This window comes from Streptomyces sp. NPDC051567, assembly GCF_044454165.1.
In the GTDB taxonomy this organism is placed as follows: Bacteria; Actinomycetota; Actinomycetes; order Streptomycetales; family Streptomycetaceae; genus Streptomyces.
On the sequence record NZ_JBITDK010000005.1, the window covers coordinates 90,404 to 111,941 of the forward strand.

Below are 21,538 nucleotides of genomic sequence, written 5' to 3' on the forward strand. Positions count from 1 at the left end.
ACCGACGGGTGACCGGCCGGTCAAACGGTGATGAAACATTGACGCGGCCCACCGGGCTCCTGCCGAAGCGAGCCCAGGAGCCGCGTCTCTGCGGTGCTGCGTCTCTGCGGTGCTGCTGATGATCGGTAACGCCTGGCGGTGCTGTGCGCGACCTCACAGGCTCAGTCCCACTGCGGCCACGCCGCAGACCGGCCTACGCTCCGGCTCGGCCGCGCTTCTCCATCGTGTCGGTCGAGCTCCGCCTCGCCACCGCTGCGGCCGGGTCCCCGCCCTCGTTCCTCGGGCGGAGCACCGACCTACGCTCCGGCTCGGCCGCGCTTCTCCATGGCCTGGGTGTAGAGGCGCCCCGCCCGGTACGAGGAGCGGACCAGCGGTCCGGACATCACACCGGAGAAGCCGATCTCCTCGGCCTCCTTGGCCAGCTCCACGAACTCGGCCGGCTTGACCCAGCGCTCGACGGGGTGGTGCCGCGGCGAGGGGCGCAGGTACTGGGTGATGGTGATGAGTTCGCAGCCGGCCCCGTGCAGGTCCCGCAGGGCCTGCGAGACCTCTTCGCGCTCCTCGCCCATGCCGAGGATCAGGTTCGACTTGGTGATCAGGCCGTACGCCCGCGCCTGGGTGATCACGTCGAGCGAGCGCTCGTAGCGGAAGCCGGGGCGGATGCGCTTGAAGATCCGCGGCACCGTCTCGACGTTGTGCGCGAAGACCTCGGGGCGGGAGGCGAAGACCTCCTCCAGCAGCTCCGGGACCGCGTTGAAGTCGGGGGCCAGCAGCTCGACCTTGGTCTGCCCCGAGGCGCGGCCCGCCGTCTGCTGGTGGATCTGGCGCACGGTCTCCGCGTACAGCCAGGCGCCGCCGTCGGGCAGGTCGTCGCGGGCGACGCCGGTGATGGTGGCGTAGTTCAGGTCCATCGTGACGACCGACTCGCCGACCCGGCGCGGTTCGTCCCGGTCCAGCGCCTCGGGCTTGCCCGTGTCGATCTGGCAGAAGTCGCAGCGCCGGGTGCACTGGTCGCCACCGATGAGGAAGGTGGCCTCGCGGTCCTCCCAGCATTCGTAGATGTTCGGACAACCGGCTTCCTGGCACACCGTGTGCAGTCCTTCGCCCTTCACCAGGGCCTGCATCTTCGTGTACTCGGGACCCATCTTCGCCCGGGTCTTGATCCACTCGGGCTTGCGCTCGATGGGGGTCTGGCTGTTCCGGACCTCCAGGCGCAACATCTTGCGTCCGTCGGGTGCGACTGCGGACACGACCGGCTCCCTGTGACTTCGATTCTTCGGCGCCCACCAGGGTACGCCCGTAATTTCGTACGCTCGTACGTCGGCCAACCTTCGGGCGGCCGGACTGATTCCCGGTGTCTACGGGCCGGAGGCGGGCTCCACCTCGCGTGGCCGCAGCTCCGCGTGGACGAGGGCGTCGGTCACGTGGCGCTCGACGACGGGCAGCACCTCGGCGATGGTGACCTCGCGGCCCAGCTCGGAGGAGAGCGAGGTCACACCGGCGTCGCGGATGCCGCAGGGGATGATCCGGTCGAACCAGGTGTTGTCGGGGTTCACGTTGAGCGCGAACCCGTGCATCGTGACGCCCTTGGCGACCCGGATGCCGACGGCGGCGAGCTTGCGGTCCTCGCGGCGCTGGCCCGCGTTGGAGGGGGCGTACTCGGGGCCGGCCAGCCGCGCGTCGAACTCGTCGTCGTGGAGGCGGGGGTCGAGGTCGAGGGAGAGGCCGCCGATCGACGGGCGCTCCTCGACGGGGTCGCCCAGGATCCAGACGCCCGAGCGGCCCTCGATCCGGGAGGTCTCCAGACCGAACTCGGCGGCGGTGCGGATCAGCGCCTCCTCCAGACGGCGGATGTGGGCGACCACGTCCACCGGCCGGGGCAGTTTCATGATCGGGTAGCCGACCAGCTGGCCCGGACCGTGCCAGGTGATCTTGCCGCCGCGGTCCACGTCCACGACGGGGGTGCCGTCGAGCGGGCGCTCGCTGTCCGTGGTGCGCCGGCCCGCCGTGTAGACGGGCAGGTGCTCCAGCAGCAGACAGGTGTCCCCGGTCTCGTCCGCGAAGCGGGCGGCGTGCACCCGGCGCTGCTCCTCCCAGGCCACGGTGTACTCGACGGACTCCGGCCCGAAGCCCAGATGGACAAATCCAAGCTCAGCCACCGCAGCGCCTCCTCGTTGAACCTGCTGTATGCATGTATCGCACTCGGCCAAGAGTACGGCGGCCCGTACGGATGCCGTCAGGGCCCCGGCCGCCGCACGGTCCCGGGGCCCCGGGACCGGTGGACCGGGGGCGCGCGGCCGGAACCGGTCGGTCCGTAAAGATCCCTACACGCTCTGCACACGATCGGATGAATCCGGGGCAGAGGGGGCGGTCCGGACGAAGTTCGCCGCTACATTCACGCCGTCCACTGGGCCGGTACTCCGGTCCGTCACGTCAGGAAACCGTGGAGCCGATGACGGAACGACCTGCCCAGCGTGTCCCCAACCGGCAGCTCGCGGCGCTGATCGCGGAAGCCGGGTTCTCCAACGCCGGGCTCGCCCGCCGCGTCGACCAGCTCGGTCTGGAGCACGGTCTCGATCTGCGGTACGACAAGACCTCCGTGACCCGGTGGCTGCGCGGGCAGCAGCCGCGCGGGACCACCCCGGCGCTGATCGCGGAGGTCTTCACCCGGCGCCTCGGGCGGCGGCTGTCGGCGCAGGACCTGGGCCTGGACGCGTGCGCGCCGGTCTACGCGGGGCTGGAGTTCGCGGCCACCCCGGAGGAGGCCGTGGACATCGCGAGCGGGCTGTGGCGCAAGGACTCCGGTTCCCACGCCGAGCTGCGCAAGATCGCCTTCACCCCGGCCGGGCTGGTCGTGCCCAGCCGGGACTGGCTGATCGGGCGGCCCGACGAGCGGGTCGGGCGGGGCCCGGACCCCGGCCCGGCCCGCGTCCCCGAGCAGGGGCGGGGCCCGGTGACCCGGCAGCGGCAGACCGAGCGCGGCCCCGGCCAGCGGGTGACGGCCGGGGACATCGCGGCGCTGCGGTCGGTGAGCGAGCTGTTCCGGACCCTGGACCACGCCTACGGCGGCGGCCACGCCCGCCAGGCCCTGGTGCGGTACCTGGAGCACGAGGCGGAGCCGATGCTGCGGGGGAGCTACGGGGAGAGCACCGGGCGGCGGCTCTTCTCGGCCGCCGCCGACCTGACCCGGCTCGCGGGCTGGACCTCGTACGACATCGCCGCGCACGGGCTGGCCCAGCGGTACTTCGTGCAGGCGCTGCGGCTGGCGCAGGCCGCCGCCGACCGGCAGTACGGCAGCTACGTGCTGGTCACCATGAGCAAGCAGGCCGTCTACCTCGGCCACGGCCGGGAGGCGGTGCAGCTGGCCCGGGTGGCCCAGCAGGGCGTCGGCTCCGGGCCGCCGCCCGTGATGCAGTCGCTGCTGCACGCGGCGGAGGCGCGCGGGCACGCGGTCCTGGGCGAGGTCCGGGCGGCGACGGCCTCCCTGGTGCGGGCCGAGCGGTCGCTGGGCGCGGCGCGGCCGGGGGACGACGTGCCGCCTTGGGCCCGGTTCTTCGACGAGGCGCAGCTCGCGGACGAGTTCGGGCACTGCCACCGGGACCTCCAGCAGTACCGGGCCTCGGCCCAGCACGCGGAGCGCTCGCTCCAGCTCCGGTCGCCGGGGTACGCGCGGTCGAGGCTGTTCAGCCGGGTGGTGCTGGCCACGGCCCGGCTGGGCCTCGGCGAGCTGGACCAGGCGTGCGTGCTGGGGGCGGAGGCGGCGCAGCAGGCGACGGAGATGCGGTCGGCGCGCGCGGTGGAGTACGTACGGGACTTCGAGCGGCGGCTGGAGCCGTTCCGGGACGCGGCGGCCGTGCGCGGCTACCGGGACCGGGTGGCGGCGCTGTCCTGAACCCGGGCACCCCGGGCCGTGTCCCGGCCCGGGGTGCCCGTCGGAGGGGGGTCAGGCGGCCATCGGCAGGAGGGGGCCCGTGAGGGCCGGGACGGGGATGCCGAAGTCGCGCAGGGCGGCGGTGGCGGCGCGCCGGGCGGAGCGCAGGGCGCCCTGGACGGTGTTGAGGTCGCGGTGGTCGCCGCACACGTACAGCCCGGCCAGGACCCGCACCGGGCGCCGCAGGTCGTAGGGCGGGGGCATGGCGGGGACGGCCTCCGGGGTGTGGTGGACGGCCAGCAGCTCCCACTCCCGGGTCGGGGTCCCGTAGAGCCGGGCGAGGCGCGAGGCGACCGTGCGGGCCGGGGGCGGCGGGCCGAGGACGGTGGTGGTGACCAGGCTCCGGCCGGCCGGGGCCCGGGTCGGGTCGACGGCGCTCATCACGGCGGTGTGCGCGACGGGCCACCCGGGGTCGGCGTCCAGGAGCAGCGAGCCGTCCCAGGGCAGCGGGGCGGCGGTGGCGTGGTGCAGGACGGTGACCTCGTGGAACTTCGGCACCCGCAGCCCCGGCAGCAGCTCGGCGGCGGCGCGGGCCCCGGTGGCCAGGACGACGGAGCGGCAGGAGAAGTCGCCGTGCTCCTCGGTGGTGACGAGGTTGGTCGCCACCGACCGGACCCGGACCCCGGTGCGTACGGTGCCGGGCGGCAGGGCGGCGGCGAGCTGGTCGGGCAGGGCACGGGCGCCCCCTTCGGGCACGGCGAGGCGGCCCGAGGCGAAGGTGCGCAGGGCCAGGTCGGCGACGCGGCTGGAGGTGGTCAGCTCCGGGTCGCGCAGCAGGGCGCCGAGCAGGGGCCGGAGCACGCCGTTGAGGGTGCGGGGCGCCAGGGCGCGGGCGTGCAGCGCGGCGAGCGCGGTGCGTTCCGGGCGGGCGAGCAGCCGTTCCTCGGGCAGGGCGGCGAGCCTGCCGAGGAGGGCGCTGAGCCGGGCCTGGTCGAGGGAGCCGCCGGCCAGGGCGCGGGCCGGGGTCAGGGCTCCGGCCCGCAGCCGTTTGCCGTCGCAGTGGACCAGGACCCCGGGCGCGAAGGGGCGCAGGACCAGCCCCTCCAGGCCGGGGGTGCGGGCCGGTTCGGTGTACGCGGTGCTGAGGAGCTGGCCGGTGCGGTCGAGCCGGAAGCCGTCGGCCGCTTCGGTGGCCATCCGCCCGCCGGGGTCCCCGGCCGCCTCCAGGACGGTGACCGTGACCCCCGCCGCGATCAGGTGCTGTGCCGCCGCGAGTCCTGAGACTCCGGCTCCTACGATGACGATGTCCGCATGGTGTGCGGCGTGGTGTGTGCTGCTGAGCACGTGCCCCTCCCCGAGGTCGGCGCGGCTGTGTCTGCTCCTCTTTCCCCCGGCCCGCTCCGGGGGAACCCCCGCCAGGTGACGTATTACGGTCAACTTCGGTCGCACAGCGGTCGCATAAGGCGCACGAACAGTCGCACGGTGGTCACGTGGCGTCAGGTGTGTGCGCTCCCCGGTGGTGACCCCGTCAGCCCGGTCAGCGCCGCCAGCACGGTCAGAGCGGTCAGCCCGGTCAGGGCGTGCGCGGTCCGTCGAGGGCGGCCCGGATCGCCTGCTCGATGCCCGGGTCGCGGAAGACGAAGCCCGACCCCAGCAGCCGGGCGGGCCGGACCCGCTGACTGCCCAGCACGTCCCCGGCGAACTCGCCGAGCGCGATCCGCAGGGCCACGGCCGGTACGGGCAGCAGCGCGGGCCGGTGCAGCACCCGGGCCATGGCCGCCGTGACCTGGCGGTTGGTCAGCGGTTCGGGGGCGGTGAGGTTGACCGGACCGGAGAGGGCGGGGGTGTCGACGAGGTGGCGCAGGGCCGCGACCTCGTCCCGCAGGGAGAGGTACGACCAGTACTGGCGGCCGTCGCCGAGCCGCCCGCCGAGGCCCGCGCGAAAGAGCGGGAAGAGCCGCGCCCAGGCCCCGCCCCCGCGGGCGACGACCAGGCCGGTACGGGCGTGCACCGTCCGGATTCCGGCGGCGCGGGCGGGGTCGGCGGCGGCCTCCCACTCCTCGCAGACCGAGGGCAGGAAGCCGTCCCCGCGCGGGGCGTCCTCGTCCACGGCACGGTCCCCGGTGTCCCCGTAGAAGCCGATGGCGGAGCCGCTGACCAGGACGGCGGGCGGCTCGTCGAGGGCGGCCAGCGCGCGGGCGACCGTGGCCGTGCCCCGGACCCGGCTGCCGCGGATCTCCTTCTTGTACGCGGCGGACCAGCGGTGGTCCGCGACCCCGGCCCCGGCCAGGTGGACGACGGCGGCGCAGCCGGCGAGCCCGGCGGGGTCGACGTGGTCGCGCCGGGGGTCCCAGGCCGCCTCGTCGGCGGCGGCGGGCGGGCGGCGCACCAGGCGGACGACCTCGTGGCCGTCGGCGCGGAGGGAACGGACGAGGGCGCTGCCGATGAGACCGGTGGAACCGGTGACTGCGATACGCATGCCGCCCATCCTGCCGCTGCCGCGCGCCGGGGACACGGTGACGACGGCGGCCGGGCGGGCCGGACGGGACCGGCAGGGCGGACGGGTCAGGTGGGCCGGACGGGTCAGGTGCGTCAGGTGGTGGTGCCCAGCCAGGTGCCCACCGCGTAGGTGACCGCCATGGCCAGGGCCCCGCCCGCCACGTTGCGCAGGACCGCGCGGCCCGCCGGGGCGCCGCCCAGGCGGGCGCCGAGCACCCCGCACAGGATGAGGGCCGCCAGGACGGCGGCCACGGTCACCGGAACCCGGGCGGAGGAGCCCGGCAGGGTGATCGCCAGCAGCGGGAGCAGCGCGCCCACCGTGAAGGCGACCAGGCTGGCGAGGGCCGCGTGCCAGGGGTTGGCCAGGGCGTCGGGGTCGATGCCGAGCTCCACCCGGGCGTGGGCGCGCAGCGCGTCCCGTTCCGTCAGCTGCTCGGCGGCCTCCCGGGCCAGCGGGCGGGTCAGGCCGCGGGCCATGAGCAGGCCCGTGAGCTCTTCGAGCTCCTCCTGCGGCTCCTGGTCCAGCTCCCACCGTTCCATGGCGAGCGAGGCCCGTTCGGAGTCCCGCTGGGAGCAGACGGAGACGTACTCCCCCGCCGCCATCGACAGCGCCCCCGCCAGCAGCCCGGCGACGCCCGCCGCCAGGATCGCCGGGCGCGAGGTGGTGGCCCCGGCGACGCCGACGACCAGGCCGGCGGTGGAGATGATCCCGTCGTTGGCGCCGAGCACGCCCGCCCGCAGCCAGTTGAGCCGGGTGCTGATCGCCCCGCTCCGCGACCCGCTCCCGGCGCCGTGCGCCGTGAGGTGCGCGGGCCCCGGGGACCGGGCGGGGGGTGTGGCGCCTGCCTCGTCGTCCGTCACGTCACCACTGTCGTGGCCCCGGCGGCGCGCGGCCACCCGGCGGGGCGGTCCGGGGTGCGCGGGCCCGCCGCCGGTACCAGGGTGGAGGGGTGAGACGCGCACGCGGGGAGCCGGGCTGGCTGCGCGGGGAGCCACCGCCGCGCTGGGCGCGACTCGCCCCCGTGCTGGCCCTGCTGGTGCTGGTACTGGCGCAGCGGGCCACCCCGGGCGATGTGGAGCTGGGCTACTTCCTGGCCGGTCTGCCCCCGGTGGCCGCCTTCGCGTACGGGGCGGCCGGGACGGCGTTCTTCGCCGCGCTGGTGCTGGTGCTGCTGGGGGTGCCCGGGATCGGCGTCGCGCACGCGCAGGGCGCGGACCTGGCCACGGTGGCGGCCGTCGGGCTGCTGAGCGTGGTGATCGCCTGGGTCCGGCGCCGCCGGGACGCCCAGCTGGTCAGCGTACGGACGGTCGCGGAGGCGGCCCAGCTCGCGGTCCTGCCGCCGCTGCCCGGACGGGTCGGCCCGGTGCGCTGCGCGGGCCTGTACCGGGCGGCGCAGCGCGGCACCCTGATCGGCGGCGACCTGTACGACGTACGGGCGGGGCCGTACGGGGTCCGCGCGCTGGTCGGGGACGTGCAGGGGCACGGGCTGGCGGCCGTCGCCACGGTGGCGGCGCTGCTCGGGGCGTTCCGGGAGGCGGTCCTGGACGACGCGGAGCTGGCGGCGGTGGCCGCCCGGCTGGACCGGCGGCTGCTGGCGGACGCGCGGGCCGCCTCCGTCGAGCACCCGGAGCTGTTCGCGACGGCGGTGCTGCTGGAGTTCCCGCCCGGCCTGGACCTCGTACGGATCGTCTCGTGCGGGCACCCGCCGGTCCTGCTCCTGCGCGGGACGGCGGTCGAGGAACTCGCGGTGGTCCCCGGGCCCCCGATCGGGCTGGGGCTGGGGCTCGCCGGACCGGGCCCGCCGGTGGCCGCCGAGGTGCCGGTGCGGCCCGGGGACCGGCTGCTGCTGCACACGGACGGCGTGACGGAGGCCCGGGACGCGGCGGGGCGGTTCTACCCCCTGGCCGACCGGGTCCCGGCGGCGGAGGCCGATCCGGCGGGCCTGGTCCTGGCGGTGTGGCGGGACCTGGTGGCCTTCACGGGCGGCGGCCCGCGCGACGACGTGGCCCTGCTGGTGCTCTCGCTGGACGGCCCCCCGCAGCCGTCCGGCGACGCCGGTCCCGCCACGACATGACGTACTGCCGCGGCGGACGGCCACGGGACGGCCCCGAGGCACCTGAGACCGGGGAACGCCCCGGGCCGGTGCGCACCGGCCCGGGTCTCCCGGGGCCGGTGCGCGGCGCCGGACCCCGCGCCCGGAGCGGAGTCAGCTCCCGTCGCGCATGAACGCGCGCACCAGCCTGCAGGTGACGTTGGACGGGCGGTGGACGCCCGTCCGGACCGCCATGGTCCGGATCTTCCGGTTGGTGGCGCGCCGGGCGTCGTACGTCCCCGAGTCGAGCAGGGATATCGCCAGCCGCATCGCCTTGAGACGGCGGTTGTGGTGCTCGTACCACTCGCGGGGCAGACCTGCGGGCAGCGGCTTCTTCCTGACCTGCCGGACGGTGGTGGCAGTGGCCATCTACAGCCTCCCAAACGGTAGTTGGCGCCCTGTCCTTCTCCCTCGATTTTACCCGGCACCACTGACAGACACCCTGGCCGGACAAGGCTTTCCGGGCCACGGGCACGGCCCCGGGACCCCGCCGAAAGCCCTTAGGCTCGGGTCATGGAGATCTGGATCAACCCGGCCTGTTCCACGTGCCGGGGCGCACTGGCCGTGCTGGACGCGGAGGGCGCCGAGTACACCGTGCGCCGGTACCTGGAGGACGTGCCGTCCGAGGACGAGATCCGCGAGGTGCTCGGCCGCCTCGGGCTGGAGCCGTGGGAGATCGCGCGGACCGCGGACCCCTCGGCCGGGGAGGGCGGCCTGCGGGAGCTGCCCCGCGAGGCGACCGACGCGGCGCGGGGGCGCTGGATCGCCCACCTGGCCGCGCACCCGGCGCTGATCCAGCGCCCGATCATCACCGCCGCGGACGGCACCGCCGTGGTCGCCCGTTCCGAGGAGGCCGTCCGGGAGGCCCTGGGCCGCACCGGCCGGGCCCCGGAGCTCCCCGCGTGAGCGTCCCCGACGACCGCCCCGACCGTGACGACGGCACCGGCTCGGGCGCCGACCTGCACCTCGAACTGCCCGCCGTGGGCGCCCGCCGGACCGCGCTCGCGCAGGCCCTGCGCGACGCCGTGCGCAGCGGGCGGCTCGCGGGCGGGACGCGGCTGCCGCCGTACCGGGCGCTCGCCGCCGACCTCGGGCTGGCCCGCAGCGTCGTCGCCGACGCGTACGCCGAGCTGGTGGCCGAGGGCTGGTTCACCGCCCGCCAGGGGTCCGGGACCCGGGTCACCGAGGGCGCGGCGACCGCCGCCGTGCGGGCCGCCGAGACCTCGCCCGCACCCGAGGGGCCCCGCCACGACCTGCTCCAGGGCAAGCCCGACCCCGCCTGCTTCCCGCGCGGGCCCTGGGCCGCCAGCACCCGGCGGGCCCTGGCCGAGGCGCCCACCGAGGCGTTCGGCCCCGGCGATCCACGGGGCCGCCCCGAACTGCGGCGGGCGCTGGCCGCCTACCTCTCCCGGGCGCGGGGGGTGCGGACCGGCCCGGAGAACGTGGTGGTCTGCTCCGGTTTCGCCAACGGGCTGCGGCTGCTGGCCACCGTCCGGCCCCGCGACTGGGCCGTGGAGGCGTACGGGCTCCCCTTCCACCACGGCATCCTCGAATCGGCCGGGGTCCGCCCGCACCCCGTCGCCGTGGACGAGGACGGCGCCCGGACCGGCGGGCTGCCGGGGCGGGCACGGACCCTGCTGCTCACCCCGGCCCACCAGTTCCCCACCGGCGGGCGGCTGCTGCCCGCGCGGCGCGCCGCCGCCGTGGAGTGGGCCCGGACGACCGGGGGGCTGATCGTGGAGGACGACTACGACGGCGAGTTCCGCTACGACCGCCGGCCGGTCGGCGCCGTCCAGGGTCTGGCCCCCGAGCACGTCGTGTACGCGGGCTCGCTCAGCAAGAGCCTCTCCCCCGCGATCCGCCTCGGCTGGCTGGTCGTGCCGGACCAGCTGATCGGCCCGGTGCTGGCCGCGAAGGGCCAGCGGGAGTCCTGGGCGAGCGCGCTGGACCAGCTCGCGCTGGCCGACTTCATCGAGTGCGGCGCGTACGACCGGCACGTGCGCCGGATGCGCAGGCGTTACCGCGACCGCCGGGACCAGCTCGTCTCCGCGCTGGCGGTACGGGCCCCCGAGGTCCGGGTGACGGGCATCTCCGCCGGGCTGCACGCCGTGCTGGAGCTGCCGCCGGGCACGGAGGTCCCGGCGCTGGCCGCCGCCCGCGCGGCGGGCCTGGCCCTGGACGGGCTCTCCGGCTACCAGCACCCGGCGGACCCCGACCCGCCGCGCGAGGGGCTGGTGGTGGGGTACGCGGCCCCGCCGGACGCGGCGTTCGCCCGCGCCCTGGAGGCGCTGGCGGCGACCCTGTCCGCGCAGCTCGCGGGGCGGGGACGGCCCGCCCGGCCGGACCGCGGACCGGCCGCCTGACCGGGCGGGAGCAGGCTCTCAGCCGGGCGGGACCGGGCCGGGAAGGCTCTCAGCCGGGCGGGAGCAGGTCCTCGGCCTCGGCCAGGATCTCGGTCAGCCGGGCCCCGAACTCCGCCCCGCGCGGGTCCGGCACCCCCGTCCGGGCGGCGGTGAGCAGGGCGTCCAGGGCCCGCCCGTAGGCGCCCGGCACGTCGTCCCAGTCGGGCAGTGCGAACACGCCCTCGGTGCCGCGCAGTTCCAGGCCCACCCCGGCGGCGGCGCGCGGCGCGCCCAGGGAGAGGACGGCGGTGGAGGCGGCGCCGGAGGTGTGCCGCAGGGCCAGCTGGACCACGTCGCGGGGGCCGCGGGTGGCGCTGACGGCCGTGACCTCGCCGAGGACCGGGATCAGGACGGAGAGCACGTGCGGGCCGACGTCCCACAGCCCGCCCTTGTCCTTGCGCCAGGGCGAGTCGGCGTAGGCGCTGGGTGCGCCGTCGGGCGGGAAGACGGCGCCGAGCCAGTGGGCGGCGGCGGTGAACCAGCCGGTGCGTCCGGCCTGTTCACCGATCCAGCCGGCGGTGGGCTCGGCGAAGCGCAGGGTGAGGAAGACGACGGAGGCGACGCTGTGGCGGGCCACCGCGTCGGCCACGGCGCGGGCGTCCGGGACGGTCGTCGCGACGGGCTTGTCGAGCAGCAGGTGGCACCCGGCGGCGGCGGCGCGCAGGGCCAGCGGGGCCTGGACGTCCGGCGGCAGGGCGAAGGCCACGACGTCGCAGTCCGCGAACAGCGCGTCGGGGTCTTCGTACGCCTTCACTCCGTACTCCCCGGCCAGCGCGCCCGCCGCCTCGGGCCGGCGGCCCCAGACCCCGGCGAACTCGGAGCCGGGATGCGCGGCGAGGGCGGGCGCGTGCGTGCGGCGGGCCCAGGGGCCGGTGCCCAGCAGCCCGACCCGGGGGCGGTGGCCCTCGGCGGCGCCCGCCGAGGGGTCCGGGGACGGGGCGGCCGGGGGGCGCGCGGCGGGATTCTCGTCGGACGACATGCTCATCCGACCAGTCTGCCCCACCCGGACAGGCGTTCCCCTGCCGAACCTCGCACCCCGCCCGCCCCGCACGCCCCTCCCGGCCTACGGCGCGGCCCGAGGGCCGTCCCCGATCGTCCCGGGCGGGCGCGTGGCGTCAGCTACGGCACCGGGGCACCGGGCGGGGGTCGAAGCCGATGGGCCACGTCAGGAACCACGGCGCGGGCCTCGACGAGCGGCTGACGGGTCCGCACGAGAGCGACCGGTGGGACCGGTGCAGCGGCCCGACGGCCGCCGGGGCCCAAGGCCCGGCGGCCGTCGCCCTGTTGGGGCGCGCCCACCCCCAGGCCCGGAATATGAGATTCCGATCCACGGACTGAGACAAGGTCTGCCCCGGGCTCCGCACATCTGCTTGAATGGGCGCATGGCCAGCCACCCGCACACCTCGACCGGTCGCAGCGACCTCGAGCCGTTCTGGCCTTCCCGGCAGGACCACGATTTCGATCGGGTGTGTTGTCGCGCGAAGAACGCGCCGGCCCTCTAAAGCCTCCGGGAACTCCACCAGGCCCTCCCCGAAGCCTTCGGTCCGCGCGGTACGAGGAACGTCCGTACGTCTCCTGCCGACCACTTCGCGTGAAAGAGCTGACCACTCATGGCCAACACCCGTCCCCTGACCTCCGCCGCGCCCTCGCCCCTCGTCTTCCCTCCCAGTCCGCGCCACCGGCTGCGCGCCGTGGACCGGGACGAGGTGGCGCGGGTGGTGGACCTGCTCCCGCCGGGCGCCACCTGGCTGCCCGCCCCGCAGCACACCCTGCCGACGCTGCCGGGCCAGCCGCCGATGGTCGGTTACCTGGTCCTCGTCCCCGCCGACCAGCAGCCGCCGACCGCCTTCGCCCCGCAGGCCGTTGCCGCCCCGCAAGGGTCCGGGACCGCCTCCACCACGGGTGACGCCCTGGTCCGCATCGACGCGGCCCAGCGCACCGCCGAGGTGGACGGCCGGGTCCTCGACCTGACGTACCTGGAGTTCGAGCTGCTGGCCCACCTGGTCGCCCACCCGCACCGGGTGCACAGCCGGGACCAGCTGGTGACCACGGTCTGGGGCTACGGCCACGTCGGCGACGGCCGGACCGTGGACGTCCACATCGCCCGGCTCCGCCGCAAGCTGGGCACGGCCCGCCGCGGGGCGATCCAGACGGTGCGCCGGGTGGGCTACAAGTACGCACCCTGACCGCCCCGGCGGCCGGACCGCAGGACACGCACGGACGACAGACGGACGGTGGGCCAGTACTCCGCGAGGAGTACGGGCCCACCGGGCCGTGGTGCGTCAGGCCGTGACGTCGTCAGGCCGCTGCCCTGGCGCGGCGGGCCGCGACGAGGCCGAGCAGCGCGTCGAGCACGAGGAAGACCAGCAGGCTGATCCCGAGCATCGGGACGAACCAGCCGACCGCGGCCGTCACGGCGGCCAGCGGTGTCATCAGGGTCACCGGCAGCTTCCGCCAGGCCCCGCGCGGCTGGGCCCGGCCCACGGAGAGCCGGCGCTCCTTGGTCGGCCTGCGCAGCCACCACATCCGGTAGCCCCAGACGACCAGGAACATCAGCGAGACGGCGAGCGCGGCCAGCGCGAGCTGGTTGGCGAGGCCGAAGGTCAGCCCCATGTGGAGGTCGATGCCGAACCGCGTGAGCTGGGCGAGCAGGGGGTGGTCGGCGAAGCGCAGCTCGTCCATCACCCGGCCGTCCGCGGGGTCGACGGCGACGGCGTCCAGGTGGACCGGGACCTGCCGGTCGTGCTCCTTGACCACGTACCCCTTGCCCTGCGCGGGCAGGGTCACCCGGAGGTGCTCGGTGACCCCGGCGGCGCGGGCGGCGGCCACGGCCCGGTCGATGCCGACGTCGGCGGTGGGGGCGGGCGGGGGCATCTCCATGCCCGGGGTCATGACATGGCCGGCGTGCTCGTCGCCGCCGTCGGCCGGGGCGCCGCCCAGGGAGGCGGAGACGGAGGGGGTGGCCCCGCCGAGGCGGTCCTGGAGCTGCCCGATGTTCTCACCGGCATAGCGCGACCAGGTCAGGCCGGTGGCGGAGAGGGCGACGAGACCCACGGCGACCCAGAGGCCGACGGCCCCGTGCCAGGACAGGGTGCGGCGGCGGCCGGTGGCCGTGCGGTCCGGCAGGACCAGCTGGGAGCGCCTGGTGCGGCGGCGGCCGATCCACAGGGCGAGCCCGCCCAGCGCCACCACCCACAGCCAGCTCGCGGCGAGTTCGCTGTAGTTGCGGCCGAACTCGCCGAGCTGGAGGCTGGTGTGGAACTGGCTGAGCCAGGCGCGCAGCGGCAGCGCGTCGCCCAGGGTGGTGAGCTGGCCGCGGACCTCGGCCGTGTAGGGGTCGACGAAGACGGTGAGGGTCTCGCCCTCCGCGAGTCCGGGGTTCTCCATGACCACCCGGGTGGTGGCCTCGGCGTCGGGCGCGGGCCACACGGAGAGGATCTCGCCCCGGGGAGCGGCGGACCGGGCCGCCTCGGCCTGGGCGCCGAGGGGCAGGGCGTGGTCGCCGACGCGGTCGACGGTCAGCTCGTCGGAGTAGAGGATCTTCTCGGCCTGCCAGGAGGCGGCGTAGAGGAGTCCGGTGGTGGCGGCGACGAAGAGCAGCGGGGCGATCAGCAGCCCGGCGTAGAAGTGGACGCGCAGGATCAGCGGGCGCAGGGCGGCCCAGCCGCCGCGCCCCGGTATCCCGGTGTCGGCGGGGTCGGTGCCGGTGGGGTCGGCCGGGGTGTCCCGGGCGGCGGTGTGCCGCGTTCTGGAGTCCCGGGTGGGGACGTCCTGGACCTCGTCGAGAGACATGGGGTTCCTCAGGGTGGCGAAGACAGGGGGAAGCGGCCCCGGGTCTCGCGCCGTCCACCGCTCAGGCGTGGGCGGGCCGGCCGGGGGCCGTGGCTCGGGTGGTGCGCCACCGGGGCGGGCCGCGCCGTACGACGGCGTGGGCGTGCACGGCCCCGCGCAGCCGGCGCGGCGGCGCGTACCGGGGCCGGGGCGCGGGCGGGCGCGGCACGGGGGCCACGCGGGCCCGTACGAGGACGAGTGCGCGGGCGAGCGGCCGGGCCGCCAGCAGCGCGGCGGAGCCGAGGACCGGGAGGAGCCGGAAGACGGCGGCCTCGCCCCATGCCAGCCAGGCGGCGCAGAAGACTCCGGCGAGCAGGTGCGCGGCGATCATCCCGGCGCCACCGTGCCCGGTCCCCGTCGCCATGGCGCTCAGGTCCGTGCCGGAGGGGTGCCGGTGGCCGGAGGCCGGCCCGGGCGTCCGGCTCACGGAGAGGACGAGGTGCAGGACGCCCTGGACGGTGAGGAGCGCGGCGGCGATGGCCGCCGGGCCCCGGCGCCGTCCGGCGCCGAGCCAGGCGAGCGAACCGGTCGCCCCGAAAGCGGCCAGCAGGCCCGCCGGGGGGGCGTCCGTCCCGGACATGTGCGCGTGTCCCAGCGCGCCCACGGCGGTGCACACCGCCGCGAACATCGCGGCCCGGGTGGCGCGCAGCGGCGCGGGATTCTCGGACATGGCCGGGACATGGTCCCACGAGGCCCGGTGGTCCGCGCCAGAGGGCGGTGCCCGATGATGTGCGGGGAATCCACGGTCCTGGACGGCGCCGTTGGACGCGGTGTACGCGGGCGGGGTCCGGCTCGGGGCGTACGTCCTGGGGCGGATGGACGGGGCGGAGCGGGAGCGGCTGCTGCTCGGTTGCCCGACCGATGTCGACAACCTCTCCGCCGGGCGCTGCCGGCGCTCGTGGTGCGGCCGGTGCCGGGGCGCGGGCGGACCTTCGCCGATGCCGGGCACCTGGTGGCGCTGGGGGTCGGGGTGGGGATCGCGCCGGCCGTCGACGGGTGCCGGTTGTCTTTCGGGCACGCCACGTCCGAAAATCGTCCGATCACCTGATGACACGAGCAACGCCATCCCGCGTGCCGTGCCCGACCGGCCCGGCCCGGACCCCTCGCACCCCGCTGGAGCAGCCACGATGACCGCCACCCCCGCCACCACTGTCGCCAACCTCCGCGACCTGGGCGGCACCCCGCTCCCCGGCGGGCGGACCGTCCGCCCCGGGCTGGTGCTGCGCTCCGGGCAGCTCGACCGGCTGGATCTCGACGCCGACCCGGCGGTGGCCGCGCTGGGGCTGCGCACGATCGTCGACCTGCGCACCGACGCCGAGCGCGCCGACCACCCCGACCGGGTGCCGGCCGGGGCCCGCAGCCTCGTCGGTGACGTCCTCGCCGACAAGCTGAGCACCGGCAAGGTGCCCGCCGCCGCGCAGCTCAAGGACCTGCTGTCCGACCCGGCGGTGGCCGAGGAGCACCTGGGCGACGGCAAGGCGCGGGCGCTGTTCGGCGATGTCTACCGGTCCTTCGTCGCCTCCGGGTCGGCGCGGGCCGCCTACCGGATGCTGCTCACCGAGGCCGCCGACCCCGGGGCCGGGCCGCTGCTGTTCCACTGCACGGCGGGCAAGGACCGTACGGGCTGGGGCGCGACCGTGATCCTGGCGCTGCTCGGCGCGGACGACGAGACCCTGATGGCCGAGTACCTGTCCGTCAACCCGGCGGTCAAGCAGGCGTTCGCGCCGCTGATCGAGGGTTTCACGGCGGCGGGCGGCGACCCGGACATCGCGCTCGCGCTGGTGGGGGTCTTCCCCTCGTACCTGGAGGCCGCGCTGGAGGAGGTCCGGGCGCGCCACGGCTCCATGGAGGTGTACGTGCGCGAGGGACTCGGTGTCGACGACGCGACGGTCGCGGCGCTGCGGGCCCGGCTGGTGGGCTGACCGGGAGTTCCACCGGTCCGCGGGGGCGGGCCGGGCGGGGCTGTGGTGGGCGGGGCCGTGGTGGGCGGGGCGGGGGCCGGTGACCATCGGACGATTCGCTCGTTCTGCTGAATGTGACTGCGCCGGATACCGCCACCCGTCCCCCCGCTCCCGATGTCGAGCTGGCCGAGGCCGCCATCGTCGAGCACTACCCCCGGCTGGTGCGGCTCGCCCATCTGGTGCTCCCGCCCGGCCTGGGCCGTCACCGGCGGGTGCTCACCGCGCACGCGCTCGTCCAGCGGGCGCTGCCGCGCGGCCGGTTCGGGGGTGCGGGCGCGCGGGGCGGGGTTCCGGGGCAGCGGGGCACGGGCCCCGGCGAGCCGGTTGCCGGGGCCGGGTACGCGTACGTCCGGCTGCGGGTGGTGCGCGCGGCCCTGGAGGCCGGGGTGCCGGCGACCTTCCGCACCCTTCCCCGGCGGGTCCGGCTGCCGGGGGCGCTGCCGCAGGTGTGGGGGCTGCGGCTGTTCCCCCGGGCGGGGGGCGCCGAGGAGCTGGCGCTGGACCAGTGGCTGGCCACGCTCGACGGCCCCGCCCGGGCCGCGTGCGCGCTGCGGGCGCTGGAGCGGCTCTCCGGGGCGGAGGTGGTGCGGCTGCTCGCGCAGGCCGGGGTCGCGGACCCGGCCGCCGCCCTCGCGCGGGCCGGGGACCCGGCCCACGACGGCCTCTTCCTCTCCCCCGAGTTCGATCCGTGCGTGCTCCAGGCCCGGCCGACCGATCTGCTGCGCCGCCGCCGTCTGGTGCGGGCCGCCCTGGCCGCCGGGGCCGCGCTCGCGGTGTGCGGGGCGCTGCTCGTGCTGCCGGGCGGCGGCTGGGGCGCGGGCGGGGACGGGGCCCCGGCGGGCGGGCGGGCCGGGGCCGCCGAGCAGGCCCTGGACCCCGGCAGGCTGGTCCGGGTGGCGCCCGGGCTCTGGCGGACGGCCTCCCTCAGCGGCTACTCCGTGTGGCCCGCCCGGGGCGGGCGGACCGAGGACACCGCGCTGCTGCGGCGGGCGCTGGCCGTGTGGGCCCGGCCCGGCGCCTCGGTGGCCGTCTCGGTCACCCCCGGCACCCCCGCCGGGCCGCCGATGGGTCCGCCGCAGCTGCTCTTCGCGGGCGACGTCGACCAGGCCGTCGTGGTCCTGTTCCACGACGGCCTGCGGGTGGTGCGGTACGCCGAGCCGCGCGCCGGGGGCACCGCCGCCGCCCTCGACTTCGCCCGGACCGACGGCGCCTCGGCGGAGACCGCGGCCGGGGTGGTGGTCGGCCGGGTCGACGGCAACGTCCGTTACCTCACCGCCCCCTGGGTGACCGGGGTCGCCCTGCGGGACCTGCTCCGGCCCGACGGGGCGCCGGTCGCGCTGAAGCCGTCCCCGGACGGGGTCACCCCGCCCGTGCGGGGCCCCGCCCCGGGGGGCACCTGTACGAGCTGGAACGCCCTGGCCCTGACCGGGGACGGCGCCACCCGGCTCGTCACCGACCTCGGCGAACTGACCCCGGCCCGGCTGACGTCGGGCGCGCCGGGCGCGGAGCGGGACGTGGCGGGGGCGGCGGAACTCGGGGAGTGGTCGAAGACCGCTTGTCTGCTGCCCTCGGCCCGCTCGAACGGGGTCCGTGCGGTCAACTCCTGGGCGTACGCCCGGCAGTCGCTGCCGGAGGGCGACGGGACGGCCACCTGGCTCTGTGTCCGGGCCACGACCTGGCAGGGCACGGCGGACCGGGTGCAGGCGCAGTTCCTGGCCCCGCGGGCCCCGATGGCCGTGCAGGCGGCCAGCTCGCAGGGGTCGCCCGCGTGCGGGCCGCGGGAGCCCCGGGTGCTGGCGGGTGTGCTGTGGAAGGCGCGGTCGGGCCAGTGGTACGTCCTCGCGGCGGGCAGTGCGCAGTTCGCCTCGGTGTCGGCGTCGGGCGGTGGTGTCAGCGGCACGGCGACCGGCAGCCGGCTGGCGGTGAAGGCCCCGGCGGGCGCGCAGGCCGAGCTGTCGGGCAGACTCACGGACGGCACGAAGGCGGGCGTCCTGCGGTAGGGCGCGGCCGGGGCCGGGAGAGCCCGGCCCCGGGCGGGCGGTGGTGAGGAAGTCCCCGTCGAGGGGTTCTCCTCGTCCGCACCCCTCAGTACATTGACGCCATGTCTAATACGCCGCCCGCGCCCGCTCCCGTGGCGTCGCAGCACACCGCGCTCACGGCCCGCGACGTCTCGTTCGGCTGGGAGGACACCCCGCTCCACTGGCTGCCCGGCGAGCCCTTCGCCGCCCACACCATCAACGTGCTGCACCTGCTGCTCCCGGCGGGCGAACGGTGGTTCGTCCACGTCTACAAGCAGGTGCTGCCGTACATACGGGACGAGCGGCTGCGCGCGGACGTGACCGGGTTCATGGGCCAGGAGGCCACGCACGCCGCCGCGCACGACGACGTCCTCCCCCACCTGAAACGGCTGGGCCTGGACCCGACCCCCTACACCGCGCAGGTGGACTGGCTCTTCGAGAAGCTGCTCGGCGACCGGACCCTGCCGCCGGGGCGGGCCCGCCACTGGTGGCTGATGGAACGGGTCGCGATGATCGCCGCGATCGAGCACTGCACGGCGTTCCTCGGCGACTGGGTGCTGAACGCGGACGAACTGGACCGGCGGGGCGCCGACCCGGCCATGCTCGACCTGCTGCGCTGGCACGGGGCGGAGGAGGTCGAGCACCGCTCGGTGGCCTTCGACCTCTTCCAGCACGTGGACGGCGGCTACCCGCGCCGGGCCCGGACCTGGGCCACCGGGTTCTCGGCGCTGGTCTTCCTGTGGCAGCGGGGCGTCCGCTTCTTCATGGAGAACGATCCGCACCTGACGGACGGCCGGGCCTCCCTCGGCCAGTACCTGCGGGCCGGACGCCAGGGCCTGCTCCCGGCCCCGGGCGCGATGCTGCGGTCCGTCCCGGCCTACCTCTCCCGCACCTACCACCCCTCGCGGGAGGGCTCGACGGCCCAGGCGGTGGCCTACCTCGCCACCTCCCCCGGGGCGAACGGCGGTGCGCTCCGGTGAGACGGACCCTGGCGGTCACGGCGGCGGCGGGCACCGCCCTGCTGGCCCGGCGCGCCCTGCGGCGGCGGATCGCCCGCTCCCCGCTCTGGCCCCTGCCCGCCCTGGAGACCCCGGTCTCGGGCCACTCCCCGCGCCGCTCCCTGCGGGTCCGGGTCCTCGCCCGCGCCGAACCGGCCCAGGGGGTGGTGGAACTGACCCTGGGCGCGCCCGCACTGCCCTCCTGGACCCCGGGCGCGCACGTGGACCTCCTGCTGCCCTCGGGCCTGGTCCGGCAGTACTCGCTGTGCGGCGACCCGGCGGCCGGGACGTACACGGTCGCGATCCGCCTGGACGAGGCGGGCCGGGGCGGCTCCCGCGAGGCGCACGCCCGGCTCACCGTGGGCACCGAGCTGCGGCTGCGGCCCCCGCGCAACCGCTTCGCGCTGGTCCCGGCCGGGTCCTACGTCTTCGTCGCGGGCGGCATCGGCATCACCCCGGTCCTGCCGATGCTCCGGGCGGCCACGGCGGCGGGGGCCGCCTGGACCCTGCTGTACGGGGGCCGCTCGCGGGCGTCGATGCCGTACCTGGAGCTGCTGGCGGCCCACGGCGACCGGGTCACGGTCGTGCCGCAGGACGAGGCGGGCCTGCCGGACCTGTCGCCGCTCGCCGCTCTGCGGCCGGGGACCCTGGTGTACTGCTGCGGTCCCCGGCCGCTGGCGGAAGCGGTCCTGGCGGCGGTACCGGACCCGGCCGCGGTGCGTCTGGAGCGGTTCGCCCCGGCGGGCGGGTCCGGCGCGGACCGGCCCTTCACGGCCGAACTGCGCCGCTCGGGGCGGACGGTGGAGGTCGGGGCGGACGAGAGCGCGCTGGCGGCGGTCCGCCGGGAGCTGCCCGCCACCCCGTACTCCTGCGGGCAGGGTTTCTGCGGCACCTGCGCGCACCGCGTCCTGGCGGGCGGCGTGGACCACCGCGACACCTTCCTCACCGACCGGGAGCGCGAGGACTCGATGCTCCTGTGCGTCTCCCGGGCCCGGGACGGGCACCTGGTCCTAGACCTGTGAACCCGTCCCGGGCGGCGGCCCGTCGGAGGTGGGGAGGGGCGAAGTAGGGTGTCCGCATGACAACCGGGGTGCGGCGCAGGATGGGTGTCGAGGAGCGGCGGCAGCAGTTGATCGGGGTAGCTCTGGAGCTGTTCAGCCACCGGTCGCCCGACGATGTGTCGATCGACGAGATCGCGGCGGCGGCGGGGATATCCCGCCCGCTCGTCTACCACTACTTTCCCGGCAAGCTGAGCCTGTACGAGGCGGCGTTGCGGCGGGCCGCCGACGAGCTGGCGCAACGGTTCGTGGAGCCCCGGGAGGGGCCGCTCGGGGCCCGGCTGCTGCGGGTCATGGGGCGGTTCTTCTCCTTCGTCGACGACCACGGGCCCGGTTTCTCGGCGCTGATGCGGGGCGGTCCGGCGGCCGGGAGCAGCCGGACCAACGCCATGATCGACGAGGTGCGGCAGGCGGCGTACGAGCAGATCCTCTCGCACCTGGGGGCCCAGGACCCGCCGCCGGCCCGGCTGGAGCTGGTGGTGCGGTCGTGGGTGTCGCTCGCCGAGTCCACCGCGCTGATCTGGCTGGACGGGCGCAGGATTCCGCGGGCCGAGCTGGAGCGGCAGCTGGTGCACGACTTCGCCGCGCTGGCCGCCGTGAGCGCCGCGTACGACGCGGAGATGGCCCGGATTCTCGTACCGGTGCTGGCCGGTGAGCCCGCGGACGGGCCGTTCGGGGAGCTGGTCGCCCGGCTCGCCGCGCTGGTGCCGGGCCCGGAAGGCGTCCCGCAGGGGGAGCCCGGGGGCACGGCGGGTGTGGGGCCGCAAGAGGCGTCGGGGAGTATTCCGGGTCCGGGGTGATCACAGA

General features: G+C 76.5%; 19 protein-coding genes. 10 read left to right on the top strand and 9 right to left on the bottom strand.

Annotated elements, in window-relative coordinates; genetic code table 11:
* Positions 1-296: 296 nt before the first annotated feature.
* Positions 297-1,250 (bottom strand): lipoyl synthase, encoded by a 954-nt coding sequence (lipA, locus tag ACIA5F_RS08075; protein WP_399350388.1) that lies wholly within the window; start codon positions 1,248-1,250, stop codon positions 297-299.
* 108 nt (positions 1,251-1,358) lie between these two features.
* A complete protein-coding gene (gene lipB / locus ACIA5F_RS08080) occupies positions 1,359-2,159 on the bottom strand; it encodes a lipoyl(octanoyl) transferase LipB (protein ID WP_399350390.1) in 801 nt (266 codons plus the stop codon).
* 293 nt (positions 2,160-2,452) lie between these two features.
* On the opposite strand from lipB, the gene ACIA5F_RS08085 reads away from it, so the two are divergent.
* Positions 2,453-3,892 carry a regulator gene (locus ACIA5F_RS08085; protein ID WP_399350392.1) on the top strand — a complete coding sequence of 480 codons (1,440 nt, stop codon included), beginning with the start codon at positions 2,453-2,455 and terminating at the stop codon, positions 3,890-3,892.
* A 51-nt stretch (positions 3,893-3,943) separates the two neighbouring features.
* Here the strand turns inward: ACIA5F_RS08085 and ACIA5F_RS08090 are convergent, their stop codons facing one another.
* The 3 genes from ACIA5F_RS08090 to ACIA5F_RS08100 form a co-directional block, all read right to left on the bottom strand.
* Complete coding sequence (locus tag ACIA5F_RS08090; RefSeq protein WP_399350394.1) at positions 3,944-5,215, bottom strand: NAD(P)/FAD-dependent oxidoreductase; 1,272 nt, start codon at positions 5,213-5,215, stop codon at positions 3,944-3,946.
* Between the two features lie 229 nt (positions 5,216-5,444).
* Positions 5,445-6,350 carry a TIGR01777 family oxidoreductase gene (locus ACIA5F_RS08095; protein ID WP_399350396.1) on the bottom strand — a complete coding sequence of 302 codons (906 nt, stop codon included), beginning with the start codon at positions 6,348-6,350 and terminating at the stop codon, positions 5,445-5,447.
* Between the two features lie 113 nt (positions 6,351-6,463).
* A complete protein-coding gene (locus tag ACIA5F_RS08100) occupies positions 6,464-7,231 on the bottom strand; it encodes a VIT family protein (RefSeq protein ID WP_399350398.1) in 768 nt (255 codons plus the stop codon).
* An 89-nt stretch (positions 7,232-7,320) separates the two neighbouring features.
* Between ACIA5F_RS08100 and ACIA5F_RS08105 the strand changes: the two genes are divergently transcribed.
* Complete coding sequence (locus ACIA5F_RS08105) at positions 7,321-8,445, top strand: PP2C family protein-serine/threonine phosphatase (RefSeq protein WP_399350400.1); 1,125 nt, start codon at positions 7,321-7,323, stop codon at positions 8,443-8,445.
* Between the two features lie 132 nt (positions 8,446-8,577).
* Here the strand turns inward: ACIA5F_RS08105 and ACIA5F_RS08110 are convergent, their stop codons facing one another.
* Positions 8,578-8,832 carry a hypothetical protein gene (locus ACIA5F_RS08110; protein ID WP_399350402.1) on the bottom strand — a complete coding sequence of 85 codons (255 nt, stop codon included), beginning with the start codon at positions 8,830-8,832 and terminating at the stop codon, positions 8,578-8,580.
* A 144-nt stretch (positions 8,833-8,976) separates the two neighbouring features.
* Between ACIA5F_RS08110 and ACIA5F_RS08115 the strand changes: the two genes are divergently transcribed.
* A complete protein-coding gene (locus ACIA5F_RS08115) occupies positions 8,977-9,369 on the top strand; it encodes an ArsC/Spx/MgsR family protein (protein WP_399350404.1) in 393 nt (130 codons plus the stop codon).
* The gene (locus tag ACIA5F_RS08120; RefSeq protein WP_399350406.1) at positions 9,366-10,826 is read left to right on the top strand and encodes a PLP-dependent aminotransferase family protein; all 1,461 of its coding nucleotides are present in this window, start codon (positions 9,366-9,368) and stop codon (positions 10,824-10,826) included. Before ACIA5F_RS08115 ends, ACIA5F_RS08120 begins: the two co-directional genes overlap by 4 nt.
* A gap of 49 nt (positions 10,827-10,875) precedes the next feature.
* Here the strand turns inward: ACIA5F_RS08120 and ACIA5F_RS08125 are convergent, their stop codons facing one another.
* Positions 10,876-11,850 (bottom strand): Gfo/Idh/MocA family protein, encoded by a 975-nt coding sequence (locus ACIA5F_RS08125; protein WP_399350408.1) that lies wholly within the window; start codon positions 11,848-11,850, stop codon positions 10,876-10,878.
* A gap of 625 nt (positions 11,851-12,475) precedes the next feature.
* Between ACIA5F_RS08125 and ACIA5F_RS08130 the strand changes: the two genes are divergently transcribed.
* On the top strand, positions 12,476-13,051 hold the full coding sequence (locus ACIA5F_RS08130) for a winged helix-turn-helix domain-containing protein (RefSeq protein ID WP_399350410.1): 576 nt from the start codon (positions 12,476-12,478) through the stop codon (positions 13,049-13,051).
* 112 nt (positions 13,052-13,163) lie between these two features.
* Here the strand turns inward: ACIA5F_RS08130 and ACIA5F_RS08135 are convergent, their stop codons facing one another.
* A complete protein-coding gene (locus ACIA5F_RS08135; protein ID WP_399350412.1) occupies positions 13,164-14,657 on the bottom strand; it encodes a PepSY-associated TM helix domain-containing protein in 1,494 nt (497 codons plus the stop codon).
* A gap of 61 nt (positions 14,658-14,718) precedes the next feature.
* Positions 14,719-15,366, bottom strand: a complete 648-nt coding sequence (locus ACIA5F_RS08140; RefSeq protein ID WP_399350414.1) for a hypothetical protein — start codon at positions 15,364-15,366, stop codon at positions 14,719-14,721.
* A gap of 457 nt (positions 15,367-15,823) precedes the next feature.
* Between ACIA5F_RS08140 and ACIA5F_RS08145 the strand changes: the two genes are divergently transcribed.
* The 5 genes from ACIA5F_RS08145 (at position 15,824) to ACIA5F_RS08165 (ending at position 21,531) form a co-directional block, all read left to right on the top strand.
* Positions 15,824-16,618, top strand: coding sequence for a tyrosine-protein phosphatase (locus ACIA5F_RS08145; RefSeq protein WP_399350416.1), 795 nt, complete (start codon positions 15,824-15,826; stop codon positions 16,616-16,618).
* Positions 16,619-16,731: 113 nt separating this feature from the next.
* On the top strand, positions 16,732-18,657 hold the full coding sequence (locus tag ACIA5F_RS08150; protein WP_399350418.1) for a hypothetical protein: 1,926 nt from the start codon (positions 16,732-16,734) through the stop codon (positions 18,655-18,657).
* Positions 18,658-18,758: 101 nt separating this feature from the next.
* Positions 18,759-19,655, top strand: a complete 897-nt coding sequence (locus tag ACIA5F_RS08155) for a metal-dependent hydrolase (protein WP_399350420.1) — start codon at positions 18,759-18,761, stop codon at positions 19,653-19,655.
* Entirely contained in the window at positions 19,652-20,695 is a 1,044-nt protein-coding gene (locus ACIA5F_RS08160; protein WP_399350422.1) for a PDR/VanB family oxidoreductase, read from the top strand. The genes ACIA5F_RS08155 and ACIA5F_RS08160 overlap by 4 nt, the downstream gene beginning before the upstream one ends.
* Before the next feature lie 56 nt (positions 20,696-20,751).
* On the top strand, positions 20,752-21,531 hold the full coding sequence (locus ACIA5F_RS08165) for a TetR/AcrR family transcriptional regulator (protein WP_399350424.1): 780 nt from the start codon (positions 20,752-20,754) through the stop codon (positions 21,529-21,531).
* The last annotated feature ends 7 nt before the right edge of the window (positions 21,532-21,538 follow it).

Bases quoted from the DNA above. Each gene is read 5' to 3' on its own strand.
- ACIA5F_RS08135 (WP_399350412.1), bottom strand. From the start codon at position 14,657: ATGTCTCTCGACGAGGTCCAGGACGTCCCCACCCGGGACTCCAGAACG.
- ACIA5F_RS08130 (WP_399350410.1), top strand. From the start codon at position 12,476: ATGGCCAACACCCGTCCCCTGACCTCCGCCGCGCCCTCGCCCCTCGTC.
- ACIA5F_RS08085 (WP_399350392.1), top strand. From the start codon at position 2,453: ATGACGGAACGACCTGCCCAGCGTGTCCCCAACCGGCAGCTCGCGGCG.
- ACIA5F_RS08115 (WP_399350404.1), top strand. From the start codon at position 8,977: ATGGAGATCTGGATCAACCCGGCCTGTTCCACGTGCCGGGGCGCACTG.
- ACIA5F_RS08140 (WP_399350414.1), bottom strand. From the start codon at position 15,366: ATGTCCGAGAATCCCGCGCCGCTGCGCGCCACCCGGGCCGCGATGTTC.
- ACIA5F_RS08125 (WP_399350408.1), bottom strand. From the start codon at position 11,850: ATGAGCATGTCGTCCGACGAGAATCCCGCCGCGCGCCCCCCGGCCGCC.
- ACIA5F_RS08095 (WP_399350396.1), bottom strand. From the start codon at position 6,350: ATGCGTATCGCAGTCACCGGTTCCACCGGTCTCATCGGCAGCGCCCTC.
- ACIA5F_RS08110 (WP_399350402.1), bottom strand. From the start codon at position 8,832: ATGGCCACTGCCACCACCGTCCGGCAGGTCAGGAAGAAGCCGCTGCCC.
- ACIA5F_RS08165 (WP_399350424.1), top strand. From the start codon at position 20,752: ATGACAACCGGGGTGCGGCGCAGGATGGGTGTCGAGGAGCGGCGGCAG.
- ACIA5F_RS08155 (WP_399350420.1), top strand. From the start codon at position 18,759: ATGTCTAATACGCCGCCCGCGCCCGCTCCCGTGGCGTCGCAGCACACC.
- ACIA5F_RS08145 (WP_399350416.1), top strand. From the start codon at position 15,824: ATGACCGCCACCCCCGCCACCACTGTCGCCAACCTCCGCGACCTGGGC.